The organism is Cytobacillus citreus (assembly GCF_018343665.1).
In the GTDB taxonomy this organism is placed as follows: Bacteria; Bacillota; Bacilli; order Bacillales; family Cytobacillaceae; genus Cytobacillus; species Cytobacillus citreus.
On record NZ_JAGYPM010000001.1, the window covers coordinates 1,041,440 to 1,067,224 of the forward strand.

General features: G+C 34.8%; 29 protein-coding genes. 11 read left to right on the forward strand and 18 right to left on the reverse strand.

The window, feature by feature from the left end:
• Window positions 1–51 precede the first annotated feature (51 nt).
• The 6 genes from KHA94_RS26215 to KHA94_RS25850 form a co-directional block, all read right to left on the reverse strand.
• A complete protein-coding gene (locus KHA94_RS26215) occupies window positions 52–573 on the reverse strand; it encodes a hypothetical protein (RefSeq protein ID WP_213101017.1) in 522 nt (173 codons plus the stop codon).
• Window positions 566–1,750: a putative ABC transporter permease subunit gene (locus tag KHA94_RS26220; RefSeq protein WP_213101018.1), complete on the reverse strand. Its 1,185-nt coding sequence runs from the start codon at window positions 1,748–1,750 to the stop codon at window positions 566–568. Before KHA94_RS26220 ends, KHA94_RS26215 begins: the two co-directional genes overlap by 8 nt.
• Window positions 1,747–2,541, reverse strand: a complete 795-nt coding sequence (locus KHA94_RS05165) for an ABC transporter ATP-binding protein (protein ID WP_213101019.1) — start codon at window positions 2,539–2,541, stop codon at window positions 1,747–1,749. The genes KHA94_RS26220 and KHA94_RS05165 overlap by 4 nt, the downstream gene beginning before the upstream one ends.
• Before the next feature lie 229 nt (window positions 2,542–2,770).
• Window positions 2,771–3,007, reverse strand: a complete 237-nt coding sequence (locus tag KHA94_RS26225; protein ID WP_213101020.1) for a 4Fe-4S binding protein — start codon at window positions 3,005–3,007, stop codon at window positions 2,771–2,773.
• Window positions 3,008–3,013: 6 nt separating this feature from the next.
• The gene (locus KHA94_RS26605; protein WP_213101309.1) at window positions 3,014–3,259 is read right to left on the reverse strand and encodes a 4Fe-4S dicluster domain-containing protein; all 246 of its coding nucleotides are present in this window, start codon (window positions 3,257–3,259) and stop codon (window positions 3,014–3,016) included.
• A gap of 103 nt (window positions 3,260–3,362) precedes the next feature.
• Window positions 3,363–3,800 (reverse strand): molybdopterin-dependent oxidoreductase, encoded by a 438-nt coding sequence (locus KHA94_RS25850; RefSeq protein ID WP_249365310.1) that lies wholly within the window; start codon window positions 3,798–3,800, stop codon window positions 3,363–3,365.
• Between the two features lie 363 nt (window positions 3,801–4,163).
• Between KHA94_RS25850 and KHA94_RS05185 the strand changes: the two genes are divergently transcribed.
• Window positions 4,164–5,648: an aldehyde dehydrogenase family protein gene (locus KHA94_RS05185; RefSeq protein ID WP_213101021.1), complete on the forward strand. Its 1,485-nt coding sequence runs from the start codon at window positions 4,164–4,166 to the stop codon at window positions 5,646–5,648.
• 388 nt (window positions 5,649–6,036) lie between these two features.
• On the forward strand, window positions 6,037–6,636 hold the full coding sequence (locus tag KHA94_RS05190) for an SCO family protein (RefSeq protein WP_213101022.1): 600 nt from the start codon (window positions 6,037–6,039) through the stop codon (window positions 6,634–6,636).
• 90 nt (window positions 6,637–6,726) lie between these two features.
• Here the strand turns inward: KHA94_RS05190 and KHA94_RS26230 are convergent, their stop codons facing one another.
• A complete protein-coding gene (locus KHA94_RS26230; protein ID WP_275950861.1) occupies window positions 6,727–6,861 on the reverse strand; it encodes a hypothetical protein in 135 nt (44 codons plus the stop codon).
• A 301-nt stretch (window positions 6,862–7,162) separates the two neighbouring features.
• Here KHA94_RS26230 and KHA94_RS05195 point away from each other — a divergent pair, with 301 nt between their 5' ends.
• Complete coding sequence (locus KHA94_RS05195) at window positions 7,163–8,782, forward strand: ABC-F family ATP-binding cassette domain-containing protein (protein ID WP_213101023.1); 1,620 nt, start codon at window positions 7,163–7,165, stop codon at window positions 8,780–8,782.
• A 194-nt stretch (window positions 8,783–8,976) separates the two neighbouring features.
• Here the strand turns inward: KHA94_RS05195 and KHA94_RS05200 are convergent, their stop codons facing one another.
• Entirely contained in the window at window positions 8,977–9,114 is a 138-nt protein-coding gene (locus KHA94_RS05200) for a YuzL family protein (protein WP_213101024.1), read from the reverse strand.
• 114 nt (window positions 9,115–9,228) lie between these two features.
• Here KHA94_RS05200 and KHA94_RS05205 point away from each other — a divergent pair, with 114 nt between their 5' ends.
• Complete coding sequence (locus KHA94_RS05205) at window positions 9,229–9,474, forward strand: YkuS family protein (RefSeq protein ID WP_057770563.1); 246 nt, start codon at window positions 9,229–9,231, stop codon at window positions 9,472–9,474.
• Window positions 9,475–9,526: 52 nt separating this feature from the next.
• Here KHA94_RS05205 and KHA94_RS05210 read toward each other — a convergent pair whose 3' ends face one another.
• Window positions 9,527–10,453 carry a substrate-binding domain-containing protein gene (locus tag KHA94_RS05210; protein ID WP_213101025.1) on the reverse strand — a complete coding sequence of 309 codons (927 nt, stop codon included), beginning with the start codon at window positions 10,451–10,453 and terminating at the stop codon, window positions 9,527–9,529.
• 118 nt (window positions 10,454–10,571) lie between these two features.
• Between KHA94_RS05210 and modA the strand changes: the two genes are divergently transcribed.
• Both modA and modB read left to right on the forward strand, forming a co-directional pair.
• Window positions 10,572–11,414, forward strand: a complete 843-nt coding sequence (gene modA, locus KHA94_RS05215; RefSeq protein ID WP_213101026.1) for a molybdate ABC transporter substrate-binding protein — start codon at window positions 10,572–10,574, stop codon at window positions 11,412–11,414.
• Between the two features lie 5 nt (window positions 11,415–11,419).
• Entirely contained in the window at window positions 11,420–12,079 is a 660-nt protein-coding gene (modB, locus tag KHA94_RS05220; RefSeq protein ID WP_213101027.1) for a molybdate ABC transporter permease subunit, read from the forward strand.
• A 22-nt stretch (window positions 12,080–12,101) separates the two neighbouring features.
• Here modB and KHA94_RS05225 read toward each other — a convergent pair whose 3' ends face one another.
• Complete coding sequence (locus tag KHA94_RS05225; RefSeq protein ID WP_213101028.1) at window positions 12,102–13,250, reverse strand: D-alanyl-D-alanine carboxypeptidase family protein; 1,149 nt, start codon at window positions 13,248–13,250, stop codon at window positions 12,102–12,104.
• A gap of 729 nt (window positions 13,251–13,979) precedes the next feature.
• Between KHA94_RS05225 and KHA94_RS05230 the strand changes: the two genes are divergently transcribed.
• Entirely contained in the window at window positions 13,980–14,432 is a 453-nt protein-coding gene (locus KHA94_RS05230; RefSeq protein ID WP_213101029.1) for a cupredoxin domain-containing protein, read from the forward strand.
• Between the two features lie 258 nt (window positions 14,433–14,690).
• Here KHA94_RS05230 and nadE read toward each other — a convergent pair whose 3' ends face one another.
• The 3 genes from nadE to KHA94_RS05245 form a co-directional block, all read right to left on the reverse strand.
• Window positions 14,691–15,512 carry an ammonia-dependent NAD(+) synthetase gene (nadE, locus tag KHA94_RS05235; protein ID WP_213101030.1) on the reverse strand — a complete coding sequence of 274 codons (822 nt, stop codon included), beginning with the start codon at window positions 15,510–15,512 and terminating at the stop codon, window positions 14,691–14,693.
• A gap of 46 nt (window positions 15,513–15,558) precedes the next feature.
• Complete coding sequence (locus tag KHA94_RS05240; RefSeq protein ID WP_213101031.1) at window positions 15,559–17,037, reverse strand: nicotinate phosphoribosyltransferase; 1,479 nt, start codon at window positions 17,035–17,037, stop codon at window positions 15,559–15,561.
• 145 nt (window positions 17,038–17,182) lie between these two features.
• Window positions 17,183–18,109, reverse strand: coding sequence for a lysylphosphatidylglycerol synthase domain-containing protein (locus tag KHA94_RS05245; protein ID WP_213101032.1), 927 nt, complete (start codon window positions 18,107–18,109; stop codon window positions 17,183–17,185).
• 172 nt (window positions 18,110–18,281) lie between these two features.
• On the opposite strand from KHA94_RS05245, the gene KHA94_RS05250 reads away from it, so the two are divergent.
• The 3 genes from KHA94_RS05250 to KHA94_RS05260 all read left to right on the forward strand — a co-directional run bounded on the left by KHA94_RS05250 (window position 18,282) and on the right by KHA94_RS05260 (window position 20,203).
• Window positions 18,282–18,566 (forward strand): hypothetical protein, encoded by a 285-nt coding sequence (locus tag KHA94_RS05250; RefSeq protein ID WP_213101033.1) that lies wholly within the window; start codon window positions 18,282–18,284, stop codon window positions 18,564–18,566.
• 28 nt (window positions 18,567–18,594) lie between these two features.
• Window positions 18,595–19,389, forward strand: coding sequence for a membrane protein insertase YidC (gene yidC / locus KHA94_RS05255; RefSeq protein WP_213101034.1), 795 nt, complete (start codon window positions 18,595–18,597; stop codon window positions 19,387–19,389).
• A 238-nt stretch (window positions 19,390–19,627) separates the two neighbouring features.
• A complete protein-coding gene (locus tag KHA94_RS05260) occupies window positions 19,628–20,203 on the forward strand; it encodes a YhcN/YlaJ family sporulation lipoprotein (protein WP_213101035.1) in 576 nt (191 codons plus the stop codon).
• Between the two features lie 74 nt (window positions 20,204–20,277).
• Here KHA94_RS05260 and KHA94_RS05265 read toward each other — a convergent pair whose 3' ends face one another.
• From KHA94_RS05265 to KHA94_RS05285, 5 genes are all read right to left on the reverse strand, one after another.
• Window positions 20,278–21,735, reverse strand: coding sequence for a pyruvate kinase (locus KHA94_RS05265; protein ID WP_213101036.1), 1,458 nt, complete (start codon window positions 21,733–21,735; stop codon window positions 20,278–20,280).
• A gap of 119 nt (window positions 21,736–21,854) precedes the next feature.
• The gene (locus tag KHA94_RS05270) at window positions 21,855–22,058 is read right to left on the reverse strand and encodes a DUF6501 family protein (RefSeq protein WP_057770592.1); all 204 of its coding nucleotides are present in this window, start codon (window positions 22,056–22,058) and stop codon (window positions 21,855–21,857) included.
• A 98-nt stretch (window positions 22,059–22,156) separates the two neighbouring features.
• Window positions 22,157–23,815 (reverse strand): AMP-binding protein, encoded by a 1,659-nt coding sequence (locus KHA94_RS05275; protein WP_338030705.1) that lies wholly within the window; start codon window positions 23,813–23,815, stop codon window positions 22,157–22,159.
• Window positions 23,816–23,993: 178 nt separating this feature from the next.
• Window positions 23,994–24,791, reverse strand: a complete 798-nt coding sequence (locus KHA94_RS05280; RefSeq protein WP_213101038.1) for a VOC family protein — start codon at window positions 24,789–24,791, stop codon at window positions 23,994–23,996.
• A gap of 97 nt (window positions 24,792–24,888) precedes the next feature.
• On the reverse strand, window positions 24,889–25,458 hold the full coding sequence (locus tag KHA94_RS05285) for a hypothetical protein (RefSeq protein WP_213101039.1): 570 nt from the start codon (window positions 25,456–25,458) through the stop codon (window positions 24,889–24,891).
• 187 nt (window positions 25,459–25,645) lie between these two features.
• Between KHA94_RS05285 and sda the strand changes: the two genes are divergently transcribed.
• Complete coding sequence (sda, locus tag KHA94_RS05290) at window positions 25,646–25,780, forward strand: sporulation histidine kinase inhibitor Sda (protein ID WP_213101040.1); 135 nt, start codon at window positions 25,646–25,648, stop codon at window positions 25,778–25,780.
• Window positions 25,781–25,785: the final 5 nt, after the last annotated feature.

Sequence of the window (25,785 nt, forward strand, 5' to 3'; positions counted from 1 at the left end):
TTCATAAATAGGGTTTAAAAAAAACCTCCAGCGTTTCTGGAGGCACAATTATTAATTTTTATTTGAGATAAAATTTATTGTTAACCCTTTATCTATTTTTCTAGCGCTAAGGTTTAATGTTATTAGCGTGACACCCATTGATATAATCAAAGTAAACAAAACTGAGATGCTCATTAATAATGTTTTATTTTCAGCTTTCCATTTAAGGAGAGATACGAGCAGTCCAAAGATTCCAGTAGGGCTTTCCCCTTGTTTAAATAAATCGATAGCATCGGTAGGTATAAGAACTAAAAAGGAAGGTAATGCTGCAATTAGTAAATAGCCAAATGACAGAAACATTAGTAAGAATGATACCCCTGTTTCCAGCCTATTCTGCGGATTATTAGGATTATATTTTGCGCCGACCGAACCAATCCAAAGGCCAATCCCAGCAATGCCTAAAGACATGATTGAAATTACAGATATTCCAAATAGGATTTGGATAGGACTCCAATTCAATAGGATGCCTCCAACTATTTCTAAAAGTGATAAAAACAATACAGGAATAAGCCAATTGATCCAGAATTTACCCAATGCTATAGTCCATCCTGATAATCAATATACGCAATAGGTGGATGGAATATGCTTCTCGTCCAATGGAGGAGGAAGCAAAACCACCTGTGAGAAATGGAAACATAAACAAGAAAGTTCCTTGAGCAATTAACCAAGATACATCTGGATGATTAATGATAAATTGCAGACTGTCCTTGTCGTTGATCATAGAAATAACCGGAAAGAACATAAAGAAAAGAAATGGCAGGAACATTACCCATTCACGCATATCCCTGTGTATGGCTCTCCATTCTTTAATGCCAATAGCAATTATTGGATGGTGGATTTTTACGGCTGTTTTGCTCCTTTTTCTCTTTTTCTTCGGGCGATTACCTTCATTCAATTTTATCCAGCCTGTTCGAAAGCCTTTTTCAACTAAAGCTGCTGATAAAGATAGCATAAATATCACAAGCACTAAAAGCAATAGTAACGGAAGAATAAATTCAGATGACCCAAATGAAGCTTCATTTAAGCTTCTGCCTGCCCATTCCATTGGAATCCATTTTGGCATTTGCGGCATTTCACCAAGTACTTCTTCTTCAATCTCATTTTTACTCAATAAATTTGGAAGCTGAAATAGCACATATACAAATAGACCAGCAAGGGCACTCATAGCAGTCATTAATTCCTTTGCTCTGTGTACAGGAATTATTTGGATCAGAAGCAAATTTATTAAATAAGCAATACTCATCCCAATTAATGTAATCATTAAAGATGCGATACATGTAACAGGGAAATAAACAAAGCTAGCCTTACTTACAACTCCAAAAACAGTTAATAATATAATTGAAAATATCCAAAGAACCCCAGGAACCCCAACAAAGCTTTGCAAAAATTTCACCCAGTAGATACTTCTTGTTTTTATCGGTAAAGTAAATAAAAAAGCTAAATCATTCGTACCATATAGGTTTTTAAACACCTGTGGGACACCAAATAATATATTAAATGCTAAAAGACCTGAGAATGCAAAGGAAATCAAGCTGGAATAAGACTCTCTTGGTAATATCGTCGCCATTGCTCCTACCCCAATACTGAGAATAACGGTGACAAAGAGAGCAGCAATTGTAGAAAGCACTACGGCAATTTTTGTACTGTCCGGTGCTGTACGGAACTGATTTTTTCCCATTTTCCAGAAAAGAAGGAGTAATTTCTTCGTCATTTCTCCACCTTCTCATCATCGTCGGTTAGTTCTTGAATAAGATGTAAAGTATCTGCATCCCCGGTTAATTCCAAGAACAAATCTTCAAGTGAAGATTGTGTCTTCCCTTCCTTCTGTCTTAATTCTTCCATTGTTCCAATCGCAATGATTTCGCCATTTTTTATTATGCCGACCCTATCACACATTTGTTCTGCAATTTCAAGAATATGAGTTGACATAAATACTGTCATCCCTTGGCGGCACATAGACTGTAATAAGTTCTTTAATGTTTTTGCTCCTTTTGGATCAAGACCAACTGTTGGCTCATCCAAAAATAATACATCTGGCTGGCGTATGAACGCCCCGCATAAATTAATCTTTTGCTTCATTCCATGTGAATAGGATTCAATTAGCTCATCTGCTCTTCCAGATAGCTCGAAAAGCGAAAGATATTTTTCCATTCTTTCTTCAAATACATCCTGATCGATTTGAAATACACTGCCAATGAATCTTAAAAACTCTCTCCCAGAAAGCTTCGGATATAGAATCGGATGGTCTGGAATATAGGCCATTTTCTTTTTTGCTTCAATTGGTGACTTCCATATGTTTGTGCCAGCTATTTCAATTTCTCCAATACCAGGTTCAAGGAGACCTGTCATCATTTTAATTGTAGTTGTTTTCCCAGCTCCATTTGGTCCTAAAAAACAAAAAAGCTCGCCTTTTTTAATTTCCAAATTAACATTTTTTACTGCATGAAAGGATCCATAGCTTTTTGAAAGATTTCTCACCTTTATGGAAAGTGATTTTTCCAATTTCAACACCCCAATCGAATCTAGTAATTTTACAATATCATAAATTACGGATTAATTGGAAAAAGGTTCCTTAATTTCATTTTAATAGATGACGATCATTAGAGTAATTTGGTGAAAAAGCAAGTTCACTTTCAAATGGTAATTTGATTAATTGAGCTATAAGCATATAAAAGGCAAAACCGAAATGGTTTTGCCACAATGAATACACATTAAATTATTGGATTTTATTTCAATTAGCTATTCTTTCCTTTTCTGCACTTTCTTTTTCAATTTTGCTATCTACTTTTTTGCGTGAAAGCGGCATTTGAGCCGTAATTTTTAGTGCATCAAATGGGCAATGGTCTACACATGCACCACAGAGACTGCAATCACCAGCCACAACATATTTACTCTCCCTGCTTTTTTGATCTGAGATGCAGTTTTTAACACAAATGCTACACCCAGTACAGTGATCAGCGTTAATCATTGGTTTTCAATCTATTAATGCAATGGCCCCTTCGGCGGGACATGAACGGACACAGTAATCGCACATAACCTCTTTGAATGAAAGGCAGCTTTTATTTTGAATCGTTGCCTTTCCTAGTGATGGATCTTCCAAAAAACTTGTAATACTTAGTGCATCAGTTGGGCATACATCTACACATTTTCGGCAAAATGTACAAGGGCTCTCATTCGGATTCAGAACAGGGGTATTTATAAGCTTGGCTCCATCAGTTATAGTGAATAGAGTAAAAACACTCTCTGGACCTCTTTTGCCAGAGCTTCAATGTCAGCAGCAGGAACACCAGAAAGTTCAGCAGCCTTTTCAAGCGTGTATACACTTACACTTTTTTTAAACTCTTCAAAGGTAAAGTCCCAAACCTTATCTGCATCTTCCCATCTGTTACATCATAGTCATCTTTAAAGGAATGTCCCAGATTTTCTGTACCAGCTTTGAACTTGAGATGCTCGTCAATGAACTTTTGATCATACATATTATTTTGAATAAGGTAATTAGCGATTGCATTGGCAATTGCTAAATCGGTCTGTTGCCTAAATACAAGAACAGAATCTACTGTTTCCGATGTTCGAGAAAATCTTGTTGTTAAATCAAAATGTTTAACACTTGGGTTCGAGAGCTTTCTAGCTGTTAATCGGGAAAATAAAACAGGATGCATCTCGGCCATATTAGCTCCCCATGTGACAAGAACATCTGCTTCATCTAAATCTTGGCTCATCAGATTGGAAGTAGTCATGAAACCGGTAACTGCACTGGCCATGAAAGTCTTGCATTCGGATCAATATTATTGTTTAATAAACCAGCTTTCCAAAGTTTAACAGATACATAGCCATCCATTATTGTTTGTTGACCCGAACCCCAAAATGCAATTGATTTAGGATCCTTTTCATAATTTCCTTTTAATTTATTCGTTACAAGATCCAGAGCTTCTTCTCAAGATGCTTCACGAAAACCTTCCATATGACGAAATAATGTCGATTAATGTCAGAATATTTGTTCAACTATTTATTGATTATCAAATTTTCATAGTGTTAACATAGAATTGTAAGCGTTCACACAAACGCAATCTTCTCATAATTTTCATCAAGAAATACATAGAATACCATTTTAAAGGAGGAATATTATGAGTCAATTAACTGTTAGTTTAAAAGAGAAAGTTGAGAAATTTTTAAGTGGCAAGAAACATTTGTATATTAATGGAGAATTTGTTGAAAGCAAGTCTCAGAAGACATTTGAAACATATAATCCTGCAACTGGTGAGGTTCTCGCTCACGTATTCGAAGCCGGTGCTGAAGATATTGATCTTGCCGTTCGTGCTGCTAGGAAGGCATTTGATGAAGGCCCATGGTCTAAAATGGGGTCTGCTAAAAGAAGCCGTCTCATGTATAAACTTGCTGATTTAATGGAAGCCAATAGTGCTGAATTAGCACAATTAGAAACTTTGGATAATGGAAAGCCAATTCGTGAGACTACGAATGCGGATATACCTCTTGCAATAGAACATATGCGCTACTATGCAGGCTGGACAACGAAAATCGTGGGGCAAACAATACCCGTGAATGGTCCTTTCTTTAACTATACTCGTCATGAAGCTGTCGGAGTTGTTGGACAAATCATTCCTTGGAACTTCCCTCTCCTTATGGCAATGTGGAAATTAGGTGCAGCCCTTGCAACCGGATGTACAGTTGTTTTAAAACCTGCAGAACAAACTCCGTTATCAGCTTTATATTTAGCTGAATTAATTCAGGAAGCCGGGTTCCCACCAGGTGTTGTAAATATTGTTCCTGGTTTTGGCGAAACTGCAGGTCAGCCGCTAGTTGATCATCCATTAGTCGACAAAATTGCATTTACTGGCTCGACTGAAGTTGGGAAAATGATAATGGAAAGAGCTTCAAAAACATTGAAGCGTGTAACACTCGAATTAGGCGGAAAATCCCCTAATATCATACTTCCTGATGCAGATCTGTCAAAAGCGATCCCAGGTGCCTTAAATGGAGTCATGTTTAATCAGGGGCAAGTTTGCTGTGCTGGTTCACGTGTCTTTATTCAAAAGAAGCAATTTGATAATGTTGTTGCTGATATGGCTGCACATGCGAAAAAGATTAGACAAGGTGCTGGTCTTCATTCTGATACAGAGATTGGGCCACTTGTTTCAATTGAACAGCAAAATCGTGTTTTAGGCTATATTGAAAAAGGATTAAATGAAGGTGCACAGCTTGTTGTTGGTGGTGAGAAACCTCAAGAACAGGGGTACTTTGTCTCCCCTACTATTTTTGCAGATGTTAACGACGAAATGACGATCGCAAAAGAAGAGATTTTCGGTCCAGTCATTTCTGCTTTACCATATGAAGATCTCGATGAACTCATTAATCGAGCAAATAGTAGCGAGTATGGTCTAGCTGCTGGAGTATGGACTCGGGACGTGGCAAACGCTCATTATATTGCCAATAAGCTTCGTGCCGGAACTGTGTGGGTGAATTGTTACAATGCCTTTGATGCTGCTTCTCCATTTGGAGGCTACAAGCAATCCGGAATTGGCCGAGAAATGGGTTCATATGCTCTTAACAACTATACAGAAGTGAAAAGTGTCTGGATTTCCATGAAGTAAATAGGATAAATCTTTAGCCAAAGGAAGTTTTTATGATTTCCTTTGGCTTTTCTATTTGATAAAAGATTAATTTGCTGACCAACATATCACCACTCGAAAAAGAAGAACGCTTTTTCTTCGTGCGATGTCTTACAGCTTCAGTTTTCCTTATCCTGTCACACAGTTGAGTACTAGCGAATCGTGCGCTTCGCAAGCGCTTAAACAAAAAAATTCAATGAACAAGAAAATTCTATGTGTGGGATCGACAACGCGTATAAGCCTGACGAGGAACACGAAGTCCTAGTCAGGCGAATTCCATAAGACGTAGCGTTTTGACCGTGATAAGTTCACATATTATCCATATGATTTTTCTTTTTTTTTCATTATCCTTATATAGGGAGGGGAGATAATGAAAAAAGTATATATAATATGTGGAATTATTGTTTTTTTAGGAATCTCAGCAGGTATTTCATTTTTTGTCATTCGTGATATGACTTCTAAGATACCAGATGATACTACACTTGTAACTATGAATGATGAGGTATATGATTTTTCTAAATCGAATAAAAAAATAAAGCTAGTTGAATTTATGTATACTCATTGTCCAGATATTTGTCCGACGACAACTCAAAAAATGAAGCTTTTAAAAAATGATTTAGAAAAAGAGGGAGTTTATGGGGATAAAGTTGAATTTTTAACCATCAGCATTGATCCTTATCGAGACACACCTGAAGTAATGCGTAAATATATGGATACGTTCGATATTGAAGATGATGGAAACTGGATTTTGCTCACTGGGGATCCAAATAATATTAAGAAAGATCAAGAGGAAATTCGTGATCTAGCAGGAACTTTTCAATTTCAGTACAGAGACCCAGGCGATGGCTTCTATGTCCATAGTACATTTGTATATTTAATCGATGAAAATAATAAGTTTATCAAGAAATTCCCAATGGGAGAAGAATTTAACAAAGATGATATCTTTTATAAAATTATGAAAGAAATTTAATTAGTACTTTAATAAAATTAATCTTTCCTATTCGCTTAAATAAAAAATCGTTGAACGAATCATCGCTCAACGATTTTTCACTTTTATAGCTTAATTTGTGCTGGAGGATAAGCTTTTGTTTTGAGGAAAAGCGATCAGCATTTTTGATCTCGGCTTTGTAAAGCTAACATTAATCCCTGCTTTTTTTAATCGGTTTACTAATTCAACGAGCTGTTTTTTGGCCACAATAAAAACTCCTTTATCCTGCCTGAATGATTTAATTGTACTAGAAAATTATGAAAAAACTATGAACAACTAGTTAATATATTAATGAATTTTATTAAAATTTTTGTTTCAGGAAAAAAACATTAATCATTTAAATTCTATAAAGCACCTCTTTATTAATATTCTATCTTTTTTATTGATCTCCTGTCTTTATTTAAATTTTTTAAATAATTTCATTCTCAAGATTACTTATAGAAATAGCGATTTCTAACTGAAAGTGGTATAATTTTATAGATTATGTTTTTTGGAGGAATATAAAAAAATGATAACTGTTAATAATGTAAGTCTTCGCTACGGTGATCGCAAACTTTTTGAAGACGTTAATATTAAATTTGCACCAGGTAATTGCTATGGTTTAATTGGCGCAAATGGTGCGGGTAAATCAACATTTCTAAAAATTTTATCGGGAGAAATTGAATCACAGACAGGAACTGTTCATCTAGGCCCTGGTGAACGAATGGCAGTATTAAAGCAAAACCACTTTGAATACGAGGATTTCGAAGTATTAAAAGTGGTGATTATGGGTCATGCAAGATTATATGAGGTTATGCAAGAAAAAGATGCCATCTATATGAAGGCTGACTTTTCAGATGAAGATGGTATGAAAGCGGCTGAGCTTGAAGGTGAATTTGCGGAGCTTAATGGCTGGGAGGCAGAATCTGAAGCTGCTATTCTACTTAAAGGACTTGGCATCGAAGAAGACCTTCATGTGAAGAAAATGGCTGACTTGTCCGGTTCTGAAAAAGTTAAAGTATTGCTTGCACAAGCTTTGTTCGGAAAGCCTGATGTTCTTCTTCTAGACGAGCCGACGAACCACTTGGATATTAAAGCTATTGCGTGGCTGGAAGAGTTTTTAATCAACTTCGAAAACACAGTAATTGTTGTATCCCATGATCGTCATTTCTTAAATAAAGTTTGTACTCATATCGCTGATTTGGATTTTGGTAAAATTCAAATTTATGTCGGTAACTATGATTTCTGGTACGAATCAAGCCAGCTTGCTCTTCGTATGGCTTCAGATGCGAATAAGAAAAAAGAAGAAAAAATTAAAGAGCTTCAGGCGTTTATTGCCCGATTTAGCGCCAATGCATCTAAATCAAAACAAGCAACTTCACGTAAAAAACTACTTGATAAGATTTCACTTGATGACATTAGGCCATCTTCTAGACGTTATCCTTATGTTGGGTTCTCGCCAGAGCGTGAGATTGGAAATGATTTATTGCGTGTAGAAGGAATAAGCAAAACAATTGATGGTGTTAAGGTACTTGATAATGTGAGTTTTATTATGAATAAAGATGATAAAATTGCTTTTGTTGGGACAAACGAGATCGCGAAAACAACTTTATTCAAAATATTAATGGGTGAAATGGAAGCTGACAGCGGATCATTTAAATGGGGAATAACAACGTCTCAAGCATATTTTCCAAAAGATAACTCAGTGTATTTTGAGAACAGTGATTTAAATCTTGTTGACTGGCTTCGTCAATTCTCTCCTAATGATCAAAGTGAGAGCTTCTTAAGAGGCTTCCTTGGAAGAATGCTTTTTTCTGGTGAAGAAGTCTTAAAGAAAGCGAGTGTTCTTTCAGGGGGAGAAAAGGTGCGCTGTATGCTTTCAAAAATGATGCTTAGCGGCGCAAACGTCCTCCTGCTTGATGAGCCAACTAACCATTTAGATTTGGAATCCATCACAGCATTAAACAATGGTTTAATTAATTATAAAGGATCAATGATCTTTGCTTCTCATGACCATCAGTTTATTCAAACCATTGCAAACCGTATTATTGAACTTGCACCAAATGGCTATGTTGACAAACAAGTGACATATGATGAATATTTAGAGAACACTGATTTACAAAAACAAATTGCTGAAATGTATAAATAAATTGGAACATCATTCAGCGGTTTTTTTCCATCCCCTACTGTTTGTTAGTTGAACTAATCGGGCATTACTAGTGTTGATCCTTCTTGAATTGGGGATCTTACAGCCCGTTAATTTGCGATAAATTCTTTATGCAGGAAGGTTCACCTTCCTGCTATTTATTTTCCTTGTTTATGTATCACGACATGTATCAGAAGCTAGAAATCCTGCTTCTTCTTTTTATGGCGAGCCGATGAGGAAGTCCTTCCCCCTGTTTCTGTATTCGTTGTACCCTGTCCTTTCACTTCCGGAGAACTTAATCCAGCTTTAGATGGATCTTTTTTTCGTTTTTTCATAAAAAATTTCACCTCCATCCTTACTGTCCCTTTTCTCACAATATTCTATTCACGGAAAGCACAGAATAAAAATATGGTTAAAAAGCCATTCTATCAACGGAGGAGGTGTAATGAATGACGAAAAAAATTGCAGTTGAACAGTCATTAACAAATGTTTCTGATGCACTTCGCGAAAAAGGTTATGATGTTGTTGATTTAAAGTCTGCAGCAGATGTAGAAAATTGCTCTGCATGCGTTGTAAGTGGAGTGGATTCAAATTTCATGGGAATGCAAGATGTTTCAACAAAAGCCCCCATTATTGAAGCCAGCGGATTAACAGCAGATGAAGTTTGTCAAGAAGTTGAACAGAGGATGCAATAAATAAATATGTACATAAAAGACTAAAGAATTGAATTCTTTAGTCTTTTATCACCTAGTATGTTTCAAATATAACCTTGCCAGTTTCTGATAAATCATAATCCCCCATCAAGCTAAGCTCTTTCCTTATTTCTTCTGAAGATAAAATTTCTTTAATTTTTCGAATGACATCCTCATTCGCTTCATTTTTTAACAGGATTAAATCATACCTTTCCTTAATTAATGGGATAAAATCTACACCCACTATTTTACTTGCCTTTTCAATTCCTACTCCGATGTCTGCTCGATCCCCACCTATAGCCGCGGCGACTGATAAGTGGCTTGTCTCCTCTATATGATAACCATTTACCTCATTGTAACGCATACCTTGTATGCGCAGCTGTTCATCTAATAGCACTCGTGCACCTGATCCCTTCTCACGATTAATGATAGAGACATCCTCACGATTTAGGTCCTTCCATCCAGTAATATTTTTGGGATTTCCTTTTTGCACATATAGGCCCGCCCATCTTGATAGGAAGTTAATCACGATAAATGGGAAACCGGTTAAGATTTTTTTTACATATGGGATATTATAAGTGCCTGTATCCCCGTCAAATAAATGGAGGCTTACTAAGTCGCATTGATTATTGTACATAGATATAAGGCTGTTTAAGCTACCGGTATATAATCGAAGCGGTCTAATGTTTTCAGTCTCTTTTTCGAGCTGTTTCGCAAGCAAATCTAAAGCAATATCCTGTCCGCTAATAACAAATGTTCTTGGACTATCATTGACAATAGCCTCACTATTCCCTACTTGCCTTCCTTTATTCTTTTTTCCTTCCTTATAGCTTTCAAGGTCGCTTGCATCGACCCTCATTTGCCTCCCTACTCGATATGAGGTTAATTCGTTTTTTTTAATTAAATCATAAACAGTTAATTTGGATACCTTTAATAATGAAGCAACTTCTTCTATCGTATACGAAATATTATTGTCAGACATGAGATCACTCCTATCTATTTTATTTATTGTGATAAATATTACTGTTATAATTAGTTATATTTAGTTATGATTAGTTAGAATTAGATATACATAATTATAACTAGAAAGGGAGAAAGAAATGAAAACTAGATTTTCCATTATTTTTATGTTTATTTGTATGATTATACTTGGAGGCTGTTCAACAGACAAACCAGCCAGTCAGCCTGATAGCAATACGAATAAGCAGCAAGAAATAACGACCGAGACATCAACAAAAAAAGAAGAAACTACGGAGCTGACTATCTCTGCGGCTGCAAGTTTAGAAGATGCGTTTAATGAAATAAAACCACTTTTTGAAAAAGAACATCAAAATATTAAGCTTTTATTCAACTTCGGAGGCTCTGGTGCTTTACAGAAGCAAATCATCCAAGGAGCTCCTGTTGATCTGTTTTTCTCGGCTGCTGAAGACAAATATGATGAACTAGTAACACAAGGGATTATCGCTGAAAATCAAGGGATTGATATGTTAAAAAATACACTTGTTTTAATCATACCAAAAGATGCGAAGAATTCGATAGATGGATTTCAAAATCTTGCAGATCTTGGCGATGGTAAACTTGCCCTTGGAACACCAGAAGCTGTACCTGCAGGAAATTACGGCAAACAGACACTTGAACATTTAGGACTATGGGAAAAAGTTCAGGACAATATTGTTTTTGCCAAAGATGTTAGACAAGTGTTAACATATGTAGAAACAGGGAATGTAGCAGCTGGCCTCGTTTATAAAACCGATGCACTTACATCAGATAAAGTTGCTGTAGTTTCAGAAGCTGATGCAGGAAGTCATGATCCTATCGTATACCCAGTTGGGATTATTAAAGCAACGAAACATATGGATGAAGCAGAACTTTTTTATCAATTTTTACAAGAAGATGATTCAAAAGATATTTTTGAAAAATATGGTTTTTCTGTATTGGAATGATGTGAATGACTGACCAATTTCTAGCTCCTGTTCAACTTTCTTTAAAAGTATCTATAGTATCATTAGTTATTGTTTTCGTCATCGGAACACTATTAGCAAAATTTATGGCGCATCGCCATTTTCGGGGCAAGGTCGTAGCAGAAACAATTCTATTACTTCCCCTTGTCCTCCCTCCAACTGTTATCGGTTTTCTTCTGATTGTGGTATTTGGTAATACAAGTCCTGTGGGAAGATGGATTCAATCAATTTTTAACCATCCTGTCATGTTTACATGGTGGGCAGCAGTCATTGCATCTACTATTGTTTCTCTTCCACTTATGTATCAATCTGCTAAAACAGGATTTTCCGAAATTGACCGTGCAATTGTCGAGGCAGCTAGAGTAGATGGAGCTAGTGAGTGGCATGTATTCTGTTTTGTCACAATGCCACTTGCATATAAATCGCTTGTTTCAGGTGCAATTCTAAGCTTTGCCAGAGCATTAGGCGAGTTTGGGGCAACGTTAATGTTTGCTGGAAATATCCCTGGGAAAACACAAACGATGTCAACAGCTATTTATATGTCAATTGAATCGGGTAATATGAACCTTGCATGGACCCTTGTATTAACAATGATTATCATATCATTTCTTATGCTAATATCGATTTCGGTGTTCATAAAAAAATAAAACGATAAGCAAACATAAATGCTTATCGTTTTATTTTTTTACTTGCTCCTATTACAAGCCCTCCAAGAATAAATAGAAAGAAGGCAAATATTCCGTAAATGCCCATCGTCTTATTTTCATCCTTTTTTATTACCTGATGATTGGAGACAGTTTGCATTTTCTTATTTTCTAATAATTGAATGGTTTGAATGATCTCACCTTCAGCATTAGTGAAATTCAACTTTCCATCTGCAGTAATTTTTTTCTCATATGAACTTTTAGGAACCGTTACCATAACGTCTTTCAATCCAGTTGTATATGATTTACCTTCAGTAATAAATTCATCAGATTTACTTATGATAGAATGCTTAAACTGATTAAAACCATAGTCAAATAGATTCTTAGTGTCATTATAAATAACTTTATCATTTTCCCCTTTTAAAATAATCGCAGTTAACTCTAGATCATCTTTCTTAGCTGTTGTTGCAAGGGTATATTTTGATTCTTGAACATAACCGGTTTTTCCTCCAATTACAGTCTCGTAAGGAATCTCGCCTTTCAGCATGAGATGATGGGTTAATAGTGTTGTATCCCATGATTCTCCACTCCATGTCAATTCTTTCGTTCCGTAAATGTTTCTAAACGTTTCATTTTTGAGTGCGTAATTAGTAATTAGTGCTAGATCTTCAGCTGTCGTATAATGATCTTCATCAAACAATCCGTGGGGATTTGTAAAATGTGTATTTTTTACGTTTACTTTCTCTTGTAAATATTGATTTATTTTTTCTTCATAAATGTCTATACTTCCATCTAAATGCTCAGCTATGGCCATCGCTGCGTCATTTCCTGAATTAATGAGCATTCCTTGTATTAACTTCATTAAAGGAACCTGTTCTCCCTCTTCTAAAAACACACTTGTACCGTCTGTACTAGCTGCTTCCTTACTAACAGTTACAACATCATCTAAATTTCCAGTTTCAATGGCGTAAATAGCTGTAGCAATTTTTGTTAAGCTTGCAGGAAACATTTTATTTTTCGCATTTTTTTCGTATAGAATTGCTCCAGTTTTAGAGTCAATAAGAATAGCAGCTTCACTCTCGATCTCAGGAATTGAAGCTTCTTCTGCATGGACTTCATTTATTTTAAATGTTAAAAAATTCAAGACTAGTATACATAAAATAATTTTTTTCATAAAAAATCCATCCATTTTCCTATAGATTTTATCCAATAATGATTGTACCAAAATAAATGCAAAAAAAAGTAAATGACTTATATTTGTTACAAAAATGAAAAATTAATTGGATGATTCAATGTTGAAGAGTAACAAAATTAAAAAAAGTATCTCATTAAGCCAAACTATCAGCCTTGAGACACTTTTTCTTTGAACAATATAGTAGTTTTTTTGATTGAGACCAAATTCTCCTATTTTCATTGTTAACTGCTGCAGGAAGTAAAAGATGAAAGTCAGTTTCTGAAGTTAATCTAGTAAATGGAGATTGATTTTTATTATAAACCATATTTTCAGATTGAGAAATTTTCATTTTTGTATTAGGTATTTTTTTTCATCTATCCAATCATCTGTATCTCGGAAATACCTTTTAAGCAGTTCATCTTCTGGCTGGTTTTTAAAATTTTGAAGAATATCTTTTTTGAAAGATCGATGTAAAGAAGAATGCAAATGCTTAACGATCGGTTTCCCCTCTTCTATTAATATACCAAGAAATGATGGGACAGCCTCTGCTAATAAATTCAGATTTTCTTCTTTCTCTTTTTTATAAGTAAAAAAATAAAGTCTAAACTCCTAGCAATTATCTATTGAATGGATTTTTTAAGATGAAAGTAAATGTTTTAGACAAGTTCTCGCCCCCTAATTGCATATCTATAATAATGGACAAACATATTAAGGGAAGGAGAGAATTAAATGCCATTTATTGTTTTGAAAAAAAGAGCCATCATCATGTTCTTAGTTGTCTTTCTAGCTATTGCATCAGCATCGATTTGGTTATTAGTAAAAAATGATGCCGTAACAGTTTTTAGCCAAGGGTCTAACGATGAAGTTCGAGAGATTCATATGGTTACAGGAGAATTTAAAGCCAAATTGCCAAATGGAAAAGAGATTGAATCTTACCGCTGGGACCCTGGAACCATTTTTGTTGAAAAAAGTGAAAAAGTTAATCTTGTGATTTCGGGAGTTAATGGAGCTGAACACCCATTCTCAATTGAAGGAACCGAGATTAAAGGAGTTGTTAAAAAAGGGGAAGATACGATTGTTCCTCTTCTATTCAATAAAAAAGGGGTCTATCGTTTAATTTGTCACACCCATTACAGTAAAGAACAAAACGGACCAATGATTGCTTATATAGTTGTAGACTAGTGTAATTTTAATTTTTTATTCAAAAACCAGCACAATTATCTTATAATTATGTGCTGGTTTAATAATTGGCTAAGTTAAACTTCCCTATTGATTTCCGCTGCAGGCACTCGCTTTCCGCAGGCGGTCCGGGAGCCTCCTCGTCGCTTTCGCTCCTGCGGGGTCTCCCTTTGACTCGCTTCTCCCGCAGGAGTCTCGCGCCTTCCGCTCCAATCAACAACAAAATAGCTTTTTCAACACTAACCTTTTAACAAATCCCATTTATTTCCACCATTCATCATGTAAGGATGCCGGAATTCTTCTTTTGTGTTCGGATAGAAGATAGCGTTTTTCAATTTTATCTGCAGCTTCTTTTCTTACTTGCTTTCCTTCTAAGTAATCATCAAGTTCATCATATGTGTTGCCTAGCTCTGTTTCATCCGCTTGTCCTGGTTTATTATCAAGTAAATCTGCAGTTGGCACTTTCAAATATAATCTTTCATCTGCTCCTAGTTCTTTTAACAGTGCTTTCCCCTGTCTTTTTGTTAGTCCTGTTAATGGAGTGACATCCGCCCCACCATCTCCATATTTAGTAAAAAAGCCTGTTATTGCTTCAGCAGCATGATCGGTTCCTATAACTAATAAGCCCATTTCGCCTCCAAAGGCATACTGTGCAATCATTCTCATTCTGGCTTTAACATTCCCCTTTTGAAAATCACTTAAAGGGTTGCTTTTTACGATTTTATTATACTCCTTTTGTATTTCATCTACCGATTCTTTAATATTAAATACATATTCATGATCAGCTTTAATAAAAGATAATGCCATTATTGCGTCATTTTCATCTGCTTGAACTCCATAAGGAAGTCGAACAGCTACAAAAATGGCATCATTTCCTTCATTACGAAATTCCTCTACTGCTAACTGAGCAAGACGACCTGCTAGAGTGGAATCCTGTCCTCCACTAATTCCAAGAACATACCCTTTTGATTTCGTTTTTATTAGATAATCCTTTAAGAAATTAATTCGCTTTCTGATTTCTGTTTTTGGATCTATGTTTGCTTTAACATGTAATTTTTTTATGATTTCATTTTGTAAAACCATCTATTTTCAGCTCCCTTTGCCATAGTATTTATGTTGTTGATTTTTGTTACCTTTCCTTATTGGAGTTTGATTTTTTTATTTTTTCTTTTATGGATTGGATTTGATGCATTTTATTATCCCAGCATTTTTGACTTAAATCGACTGGATACTCTTCTGGATTCAAGGATCTGCGATATTCATCCCAGAGCACATTCAAATTTTCTTTTGCAAATTGTTGAATTTCAATTAATTTTGGCATTTTATAGACAAGTTGTCCATTAAGGAAAATATCTTTATGAAGCTCTTTTGCTTTAAAGTCTGAAACATATTTCGAGATGTACGTATGGACAGGATGAAACATCGTTAATCGTTCTTCTTCCTGTGGGCTTTCATCGTCTAAAGCTATATAATCCCCTTCAGATTTTTGATTTTCATTATTAATAATACGGTATACTTTCTTTAATCCAGGTGTGGAAACCTTCACTGGATTCCCGCTTATCTTCATTGTGTCAATCATTTCTCCATCTTCGTTTTCGATCGAAACAAGTTTATAGACTGCACCGAGAGCTGCCTGATCATAAGCAGTTATTAATTTTGTTCCAACACCCCATGCATCTATTTTTGCACCTTGGCCTTTTAAATGCACGATCGTATATTCATCCAGATCATTTGAAGCAATTATTTTTGCATTAGGAAAACCAGCTTCATCAAGCATTTTTCTAGCTTCCTTCGACAAGTAAGCAAGGTCTCCACTATCAAGTCGAATGCCAATAAAGTTTATCTTATCTCCAAGTTCTTGTGCGACTTTTATTGCATTAGGAACACCTGATTTTAATGTGTCATATGTATCGACAAGAAAGACACAATTTTTATGTCTTATTGCGTATTTTAGAAATGCGGTATATTCATCTTGATATGCTTGAACAAGAGCATGGGCATGAGTTCCTGAAACGGGTATTCCAAACTTTTTTCCAGCTCTTGTGTTCGAAGTAGATTGGAAGCCTCCTATATATGCTGCTCGTGCACCCCAAATAGCTGCATCCATTTCTTGTGCTCTTCTAGTACCAAACTCCATAGCCATTTGATCACCAATGACTTCTTTAATTCTAGCAGCTTTTGTGGCAATTAATGTTTGATAATTAATTATATTTAAGAGGGCAGTTTCAATTAATTGTGCTTGTGCCAATGGTGCCTCAACTCTCATAATTGGTTCATTACCAAAAACAAGCTCCCCTTCTTCTAGCGAACGTATTGAGCCAGTAAAGGTGAGCGTGCTTAAATAATTTAGAAAGTCTTTATCATAGCCTAATACATTTCTTAAATAGGAAAGATCGCTTTCAGAAAAACGAAACTGGTTAATAAATTCAATTGCTCGTTCTAATCCAGCAAAAATCGCATAGCCATTTCCGAATGGTGTCTTCCGAAAATATAATTCAAAAATGGCTTTTCGATTATGTATATTATCTGCCCAATAAGTTTCCGCCATATTGATTTGGTATAAATCTGTATGTAATGTCAAGCTATCATCTAAAAATGATGTACTCATAAATAGACCTCCTAAAAAGCTAAAGAATTCCTTATTCACATTTTACCCCTGTAGATCTTTTATTACCCGAAAATCGCTTAAAAATAGGCAATCTTATCTCGATCACTATTATGATACAGAGAGAGGCTGCCCATGTGAGCAGCCTTTACGTATGCTTTGTCTTTCGACTTCCCCAAAATTGATAGAAAACAAATGGCGTACAAATCAATACAGGAAAAATATAATAACTTAGGCGATAAAACATGATTATTAACAAGCTTACTTCTGCTGGAATTCCATGCGTTTCCATCCCAATGAGAAAAACAAGATCAAAGGACCCAATGCCACCTGGAATTAAACTAATAATTCCAGCGCATGCGGAAATAATAACGATCGGAAATATTATTGAAAATGAGACAGCAACCTCTAATAATTGAGCAATTCCCCAAATACAAATCCCAACAAACAACCATTCAAAAATAGAAATTGTTATTAATTCAAAAATGTATCCTCTCTTTATATTCTCCAGACTCCAAAACTTTTTTCTAAATGAAAATAACACGATTAATAAGGGTGTATAAACTGCAATTGCCCAAACAGCTATTTTTATCAAACGTAATTCTACATAAACATGCAAATCAGAGAAAACAACGATCCAAGAAAAAATGGAAAGTCCAGTTAAGTAAAATAGTGAAAGCTTTGCAATAATTCGAATATAAGGAACAGTATCTGGCACATACCTGCGATAATAATAAGATCTTAAGGTAGCTCCCGCCACTCCGCCAAAACCAACTAAGTTCGAATAAGTATTTGCAGATAACGAGTAAAATAATAACTTGCTTTTCGGCAATTTTACATGAAAAATGTTTAAAAGAATTACATCGTAAAAAAACATTGGAAACAATGCAATCAATCCAATAATTAGCATCATTAAGATGTTTTGAATCGATAACCTGTCCAAATAATGGTTGATTAAATCCCAGTTGAAATCCTTAAATAACCCTTTTGCTTCTAATCCTATCAAAAATAAAATAAGAAATGGAACAAATATCTTTGCTACTTTATAAACATTTTTACGTTTTAGTAAAGACAAAACACCACACCGTTCAATCAAATAGTAAGTCCATACTATATTCTATTACTTCCATATTCATCGTACAACAAATAAAATCAGAAATTGTTAGATATGGATGGGTTTCTCAATTGCTTGAATATAAAAATTCCATTATAATATATCCATTGCCCTTCATTTCAGAGGTGAGTAAATGTTAGATTTTCTTCTCGATGTATCAAATATTCCGACTGAATACACGATTTATGCAAGCTTTATGCTTAGCCTCATCGTAAAATTCCTATGGGTATGGAATATTGAATATCATTTTATTAATTCTTTAAATGATACGAATAATATAGATTCATTTGCAATTAATCCGCTTTTGCAAATGCAAACTTATCTTCAAAGGAATCCATTATTAAATTGGATAGTAAAATGCGTAAGGAAAAAAGTCGGTCCAGGTGATGATCCTGATAGCAGATACTCCTTTCTATAGAAAATAATTAATAGGAGGAGTTTCTAAAATGAAAAAAAAGAATAGTTTTTTAATGATAATGATGCTTTCAATGGTTTCTCTGCTGCTTTCTGCATGTTCAGGACAAAGTGGTCAAAATAATGACAGCTTTTTTCAAAATTATTTAGTTGAGCCTTTTACTTCTCTAATACATGGAGTAGCTACTATTTTTAATGATAATTATGGAATTGCGATTATCATAATTACACTTGGAATAAGACTGCTGCTCATGCCGCTAATGCTAAAGCAATACAAAAATCAAAGAAATATGAAAGAAAAAATGGATGTAATAAAGCCAGAAATGGACGCCATTCAAAAGAAATTGAAGGCGACAAAGGACCAAAAGGAACAGCAGAAGCTACAGCAGGAAATGATGGGCTTATATAAGAAACATGGTGTTAACCCTCTTAATATGGGCTGCTTGCCAATTCTTATACAAATGCCGATCTTAATGGGATTTTATTATGCCATAAGAGGCTCAGAGGAAATAGCTTCCCATTCATTCCTCTGGTTTAGTTTAGGTCAATCAGATATATGGATCACTGCTGCCGCTGGTATTGTCTATTATTTTCAATTTAAAGTTTCTCAATATACAATGCCTGTTCAGCAGCAAAAGCAAATGAAATTTATGGGGCTACTATCTCCAATCATGATTGTGATGGTATCGTTAAATGCACCAGCTGCACTCCCGCTTTACTGGACAGTTGGTGGTATTTTCTTAACTATTCAAACAATTATTGGACGAAAGCTCTACCCTTCCACTATTTCGGAAAAATCAAAACAACCACAAACAATTCAAAAATAGAAAAATTTAGGAGTATGGCAAATGCCATGCTCTCTTTTCAATGATCTAAAACGAATTAAGGAAATGTCCAAAAGCACAAGTAAGCCTTCAATTATACCCTCTTGAAAAGTAAAGAACACTGGTCTTATTATCACAACAAACTTGATGTTTAATCTATTTTGTTGGAAAAAAAAGAATGAATACCTTCTTTTTATTTTGGAATTATAATAAATGATTCATCAATAAGGGAGGTTTATTCATGAAAAGTAAAGCATTGCTGGCTACAGCTTTAACAACCTTAGTGCTATCAGCTTGCGGGGTTAATAATAACGATAATGCGAAAAATAATGTGAATGATACAGCAGTAAGGAATCCAAATGTGACAGATCCGACGAGAGTTAATAACCCATTAACAAATGACAATGATTTTATTGATAATAATGGGCGAACAGATAATGGGGTAACTCCAGTTCGTAATAATGACGTAAATCAAACCTCGAAGATGGACGTTGCAGATAGTGCAGCGGACAAAATTGTGTCATTGCCAGAGGTGGATCAAGCAAGTGTGATTGTGACCGATAATAATGCATATGTTGCTGCGCGTCTTGAGGATAATAATAAGGGGTTATCTAGTGATGTAGAGCGTAAAATTGCAGATCAAGTTAAGGCTGCTGATAAGAGCATTAACGATGTTTATGTATCTGTTAACCCCGATTTCTATGATCGAATGACGAATTATGCAAATGATATCCGAAATGGAAAACCGGTTGAAGGCTTCTATGATGAATTCACTAATACCGTACAGAGAGTCTTCCCTACCCATTATAATAAGTAATACTAAAAAACAAATAGGCATCTCTAAGTCGTGTATTCGACTTAGGGATGCCTGTTATCATGTATTCAATTTCATTAAAAACCATACTGGATAAAAGTTTTATTTCCTAATCGGCTAGTTTTTGATTGCTTCATATGAATAAGTTCATTTAAAGTTTTGACTGATTCAATAATAAATTCTCCTTTATTCAACATGATACAATCTGCCCTTAAACCCATATATGCATCAGTTATCTCTGAACGCAAAGGCATTCCTTTTTTTGTTTGATTTTCAAGAACACCAGTTGCCCAAATGATTGGAGTATGTGCCGCTCGGCAAAGATTTAAAATTTCCTCTTGTATGAAGGCCAATTGATTTAATCCGAGTTCAACAGCAAGATCACCTCTCGCAATCATAATACCAAAAGAATCAAACGCTAAGCCTTCAATAATAATTTTTGAAAGATTTTGGACTGCTTCTTTTGTTTCGATTTTTGCAATTACACTGATTTTCTTTTGCGGTAAGGAGTCTAAATGCATTCGAAACTTTGCTAAGTCTCTTGGGAAATGTACAAATGAAAGACCAATACTATCTGATAGATCGTATATGATGGGAAGATTCTTCAAATCCTCCTCTGTAATCGCTGATAAAATAAAGTGAACAAAAGAGTCTGGAAGGTTAATTCCATGTTCTTCTCGAAGTTTTGCCATTTTTTTATTTGTATATAAAATTTTTATTCTAACCCAGTCATCCGTTATTGAGCATATTTCGCCAACTATTTTCCCATCATGAAAATATATACTGTCTTTTAGCCGAACATTTGTTAATGCACCTGTAACATTGATTGTTATTACTTTTGTTTGGTCTGTAATTGAATTTAAAGCATGATTTTTTTTAATGATCGTAATATAGTCTCCAGGAACTACTTTGAAATATGGTTTTTCATCCACTGCAGAAGTATATTCAGGTTCAATAATCTTTTTCACTCGAATTTTTGGCCCAGCTAATTCCATATGAATTTTACACTGAGGTTCGTCTCGACCAATCTCCTTTTCTGCGTCTCTTACATGTTGTACAAGCTTTTTCCATATTTGCGGGGAATCATGTGCACAATTTATCCTTGCAATACTCATACCATGGTATAACAAATCCTTTATAATCTTGGGATTGTCAATCATAGATGAATGTAAAGTGACCATAATTGATGGTATTTTTGATCCGAATAATCTTTTCACACGTTCTTCATTAATTTGATTTGAAAGATGTGTATCAAGTAAATATTTTTTTTGTATATCTTTTTTATTTAGGTTATTAAGCATTTTCTGTATGGAATATTGTACATGGGGATGGATATCATGAAAAGATGCAAGTCCTTCTTGCAAAAGATTTGATTGAATTTTGCTCAGGTCATTGTTCCTTAATGAAAGGTATGCGATTAAATTTGACAAGCTAAATAATTCTGATGAATTTTCCTTAATAAAAGGTATACACGTTTTTTCGATTTCATCATGGATATCAGAAAGCTTATTAACTAAGGAATAATTCAGTTTCATTCACACACCACCATTCATTATGTATTCCTTAGAAATTAGTATATGGGATGGGCGAGTAAATGGTGAGGTGCATAGTAAAAACTGTCAACGATGAGCTGACAGTTTTTCTTTTAACGTATTTAAGCTTCTTGAAAATAATCTTTATAAAAGCCACCGACTTTACCTGTATTGTCGATGATAAAATAAAATTCTTCTGTTTCATTTTTAACTTCATATTCTTTTCCGGCTGTTAAGGCTCTATTTACAATATATTTAGCCGCATCAGTGTGTACACATTTTACTTTTTTTAAAGAAGGTTTTTCATTCCAATTATGGTGTATCAATAGTTGCCACTCCTTTTTCTTTAATATATTTAGTATAAAGAATTTTCATTAGTGGCTGCAAGATGATTCTTTTAATTTATATTGGCAAACCTTTAAGTTTAATCATGAGAATGCGAATTAATAATTAATTGCTGAGCTTGATTACGTAATTTGAATTTTTGAATTTTACCTGATGCTGTCATCGGGTAAGAATCGATAAATTCGATATATCTTGGAACTTTATGTCGAGATATTTTTCCCTTACAGTATTCACGAATTTCATCACTTGTAATTTGTACACCTTCTTTTAAAATAATCCAGGCGACAACTTCTTCTCCATAGACTGCGTCAGGAACTCCAATTACTTGTACATCAAGGATGCTAGGATGGGTATAAAGGAATTCTTCGATTTCGCGAGGATAAATATTTTCTCCGCCTCTAATAATCATATCTTTTAAGCGACCAGTAATTTTACAGTAGCCATTTTCATCCATGACAGCCAAATCTCCTGTATGGAGCCAGCCATCTTCATCTATTGCTTCTTTCGTAGCTTCTGGATTTTTATAATATCCCTTCATGACATGATATCCTCTTGTGCAAAGCTCACCTTGTATTCCACGGGGAACTTCCATCTTTGTACCGGGTTCAACAATTTTAACCTCGACATGCGGCAATGCTTTTCCTACTGTTTCAACCCTAAGTTCAATAGGATCATCTGTTTTTGTCTGAGTGATAACTGGCGATGATTCTGTTTGCCCGTATGCAATAGTAATATCACTAGCACCCATTTGTTCAATCACTGCCTTCATCACTTCAATTGGGCAATTTGAACCTGCCATTATCCCTGTTCGCAGTGTAGATAAATCATATTGGCTAAATTCAGAATCATTTAGTTCAGCTATGAACATTGTCGGCACCCCATGCAGACCCGTACATTTCTCATTTTGTACTGTTTTTAAAACCTCTTTTGGGCTGAATTCCTGAACAGGAACAGTTGTAGCTCCAACTGATACACAGGCGAGAACACCAAGAACACAGCCAAAACAGTGAAAGAATGGTACAGGAATACATAACCGATCCTCTTTTGTTAATTTCATACAGTTTGCAATATTGAAGCCATTATTGACAATATTATTATGAGTTAGCATGACACCCTTAGGAAAACCAGTTGTACCAGAAGTGTATTGCATATTGATTACATCATCTGGATCAAGCTGATTCATTCTTTGATCAAGTTGCTCATCAGAAACAGATTCGCCCATTGTTAATAGATCAGACCACTTATAAGTACCAGGAAAATGTTTATCACCGAGTACAATGATATTTTTTAAGTATGGCAGTTTATCACTCTCTAGATGTCCAGGCTCACTTGTTTTTAGTTCCGGTACAATTTCATATAGCATGTCTATATAGGAAGTATCTCTATACTTCTCCATTAATATAAGAGTTGTTGTATCTGATTGTTTTAACAAATATTCTAGCTCTGAAGTGCGGTAATTTGTATTGACAGTTACAAGCACAGCTCCCATTTTCCCAGTTGCAAATTGGCTTGTAAGCCACTCAGGGGTATTTGTTGACCACGCAGCAATATGCTCCCCCTTTTCAATCCCAAGTTTCATTAACCCTTTTGCTGCTTTTCTACAGTAGTCATCAAATTCTTTATATGTCATTCTAAGTCCTCTATCTGAATAGACGACAGCTTCATGCTCAGGATGAAGCTTTGCTTTATCTTCTAGTAGCTTACCGACAGTCGTATGAAGTAAATCTGCCATAGTTATCCCCCTTTTAAAAATATGACGCCATCCTAAGAAGCTTGCTATATGTAGTTGATGGATAAAAAATTCGTTACATTTTATGTTAACATATTATCCTGAATATTCAATATTTTCATGTATTAATCACTTTTATTTTAATAGAAAAAATCGTGACAATTTGTCACGATTAATAAATACTTACTCACTGATAATGCGAATGGAATAACGAGATTGGCTTATCGAATAACATCGGTTGAAATTGGATAAAAAATGGTCTTTCACCACGTGATTGTAATGTATCATGAATAACTCCCTCTTGACTTAAAGTCTCGCAAAAGACTAAATCTAAGGAGCCACATTGAAGGACAATGCTTTTTGTAGTAAAATTCACATCTAAATTTTTATTTATCATTGGAAAATCAAATAGTCTTGTCCATTCCTTTGCCGTCTTTATTGCGTTATAGCAAGCGATAAATATCGATTTAACAGAATGATTTTCTAATTTTTTGTCAGTCATGCCAAGCATCTTAAGCTCCTTGAAACGATCTTCATCCATTTGCTCCCACTCGATAAAGAACGGGAATGGTAACGAAGCTTTTTCTTTAATGAAAAGCATTTTCCATCTAATCATGGAGCCATCATGCCTTTTTCTACTTCCAGGAAAAATAGGGAAAGTACTTATTCCTTTATTTTTTAGCTGCTCCTTTAGCATGACTATATCCTTTGTTCGAAAACAAATTTGTCCAATCCCATTCCCATTGTTTAAATCTGTGATCAATTGTTTTATAAGAGGATTATCTGATTGCTCAGCAATTGTCTGATTTTCAACTGCAAGAAATTCGATATAAGAGGTACTAGTATACAGTAAACTATTAAATGTTCCCCAACTCTCATGGCTTCCTCCCATCACTGCTTTGTAGCTAAGCTTTTGCCATTCCATAATCGCTTTATTAGGATGATCGCTTAAAAAATGAACAACATGATCGAGTTGTAAATCCATATATAATCTCCTTTATTAGCCTTGTTTTTAATTATCATATAAATTATCTGAATGAATGACTACTTTAATTAGCACAAAAAGAGAGCAAGTAGGCTCTCTAGTTTAGTTTTACTGCTTCACCTGTTTTTTCATCCTCAATAACAAATTTTTTTCCATCCAGCGAACTTTTTTCGATCGTTATGTATCTTCTCGGAGTCTTCCCTTCATCATTCTCTAGTGCTTTAAATGATGCCACTATTTTTACAGTTTCATTATCTACATTTTGTAACCCTTTAATTGTCAATTTATGATTTTTATAATTTGGATCATTAATTTGCACTAACAATACATCTTCTGTTTCCCACTCGAATGTTTCCTCGATTTCACCAGGATGCTTTTCAGCATTATATACCCAAATTCCTCCCTTTGGCTGTAATTTAGGTGATCCAAAAAACCAGTCAACATTTTGGAAAGCAATTTCTTCAAACGTTTCTTCAGGCTCATACGCTTCTGTTTTTTCTTCCTCTTGTTTTTTATTTTCTGATTCGTTTTCCTTATTTTTATTTGTATCCTCTTGATCTTTCTCTCCTAGCTTGACTTCTTCCTTTGTCACTTTTGTCTCTTGGGAACAGCCAGCAACAAGAGCTAACAAAAATAGTACGCAACCTATAGATTTTACTAATTTCATAGATTCTCCTCCAATAGATAGATAATTCCCAATCTTTATAAATTAAACCATTTTTTACCTGCTATTATAAGGTTCGAAAGTCCTTTTTTTTCTTTTCTTAGAATTTACTGTTTTCAAAACGGAAGGAAACCTTTACAATGGAATGAACAAAAGAATATTCATTCCAATTCTACAGGAGGTAATGCAAATGAAGATTATGAGTAATGAACAGTTGGTCTTCTCTTATCGTGATGCATTGAAGTCTGGTTCGGAGAAAGAATGGATTCGGATATTAAAAACGGAAATTAATAGAAGAGGTTTAAAACCAATAAAAGCAAAGTAGTTTTA

Excerpts from the sequence above, each read along its gene's own strand:
- KHA94_RS26220 (WP_213101018.1), bottom strand. The coding sequence starts at position 1,750 with ATGACGAAGAAATTACTCCTTCTTTTCTGGAAAATGGGAAAAAATCAG.
- KHA94_RS26225 (WP_213101020.1), bottom strand. The coding sequence starts at position 3,007 with ATGATTAACGCTGATCACTGTACTGGGTGTAGCATTTGTGTTAAAAAC.
- KHA94_RS25850 (WP_249365310.1), bottom strand. The coding sequence starts at position 3,800 with ATGGCCAGTGCAGTTACCGGTTTCATGACTACTTCCAATCTGATGAGC.
- KHA94_RS05185 (WP_213101021.1), top strand. The coding sequence starts at position 4,164 with ATGAGTCAATTAACTGTTAGTTTAAAAGAGAAAGTTGAGAAATTTTTA.
- KHA94_RS05190 (WP_213101022.1), top strand. The coding sequence starts at position 6,037 with ATGAAAAAAGTATATATAATATGTGGAATTATTGTTTTTTTAGGAATC.
- KHA94_RS05195 (WP_213101023.1), top strand. The coding sequence starts at position 7,163 with ATGATAACTGTTAATAATGTAAGTCTTCGCTACGGTGATCGCAAACTT.
- KHA94_RS05200 (WP_213101024.1), bottom strand. The coding sequence starts at position 9,114 with ATGAAAAAACGAAAAAAAGATCCATCTAAAGCTGGATTAAGTTCTCCG.
- KHA94_RS05205 (WP_057770563.1), top strand. The coding sequence starts at position 9,229 with ATGACGAAAAAAATTGCAGTTGAACAGTCATTAACAAATGTTTCTGAT.
- KHA94_RS05210 (WP_213101025.1), bottom strand. The coding sequence starts at position 10,453 with ATGTCTGACAATAATATTTCGTATACGATAGAAGAAGTTGCTTCATTA.
- modA (WP_213101026.1), top strand. The coding sequence starts at position 10,572 with ATGAAAACTAGATTTTCCATTATTTTTATGTTTATTTGTATGATTATA.
- modB (WP_213101027.1), top strand. The coding sequence starts at position 11,420 with ATGACTGACCAATTTCTAGCTCCTGTTCAACTTTCTTTAAAAGTATCT.
- KHA94_RS05225 (WP_213101028.1), bottom strand. The coding sequence starts at position 13,250 with ATGAAAAAAATTATTTTATGTATACTAGTCTTGAATTTTTTAACATTT.
- KHA94_RS05230 (WP_213101029.1), top strand. The coding sequence starts at position 13,980 with ATGCCATTTATTGTTTTGAAAAAAAGAGCCATCATCATGTTCTTAGTT.
- nadE (WP_213101030.1), bottom strand. The coding sequence starts at position 15,512 with ATGGTTTTACAAAATGAAATCATAAAAAAATTACATGTTAAAGCAAAC.
- KHA94_RS05240 (WP_213101031.1), bottom strand. The coding sequence starts at position 17,037 with ATGAGTACATCATTTTTAGATGATAGCTTGACATTACATACAGATTTA.
- KHA94_RS05250 (WP_213101033.1), top strand. The coding sequence starts at position 18,282 with ATGTTAGATTTTCTTCTCGATGTATCAAATATTCCGACTGAATACACG.
- yidC (WP_213101034.1), top strand. The coding sequence starts at position 18,595 with ATGAAAAAAAAGAATAGTTTTTTAATGATAATGATGCTTTCAATGGTT.
- KHA94_RS05260 (WP_213101035.1), top strand. The coding sequence starts at position 19,628 with ATGAAAAGTAAAGCATTGCTGGCTACAGCTTTAACAACCTTAGTGCTA.
- KHA94_RS05265 (WP_213101036.1), bottom strand. The coding sequence starts at position 21,735 with ATGAAACTGAATTATTCCTTAGTTAATAAGCTTTCTGATATCCATGAT.
- KHA94_RS05280 (WP_213101038.1), bottom strand. The coding sequence starts at position 24,791 with ATGGATTTACAACTCGATCATGTTGTTCATTTTTTAAGCGATCATCCT.
- KHA94_RS05285 (WP_213101039.1), bottom strand. The coding sequence starts at position 25,458 with ATGAAATTAGTAAAATCTATAGGTTGCGTACTATTTTTGTTAGCTCTT.
- sda (WP_213101040.1), top strand. The coding sequence starts at position 25,646 with ATGAAGATTATGAGTAATGAACAGTTGGTCTTCTCTTATCGTGATGCA.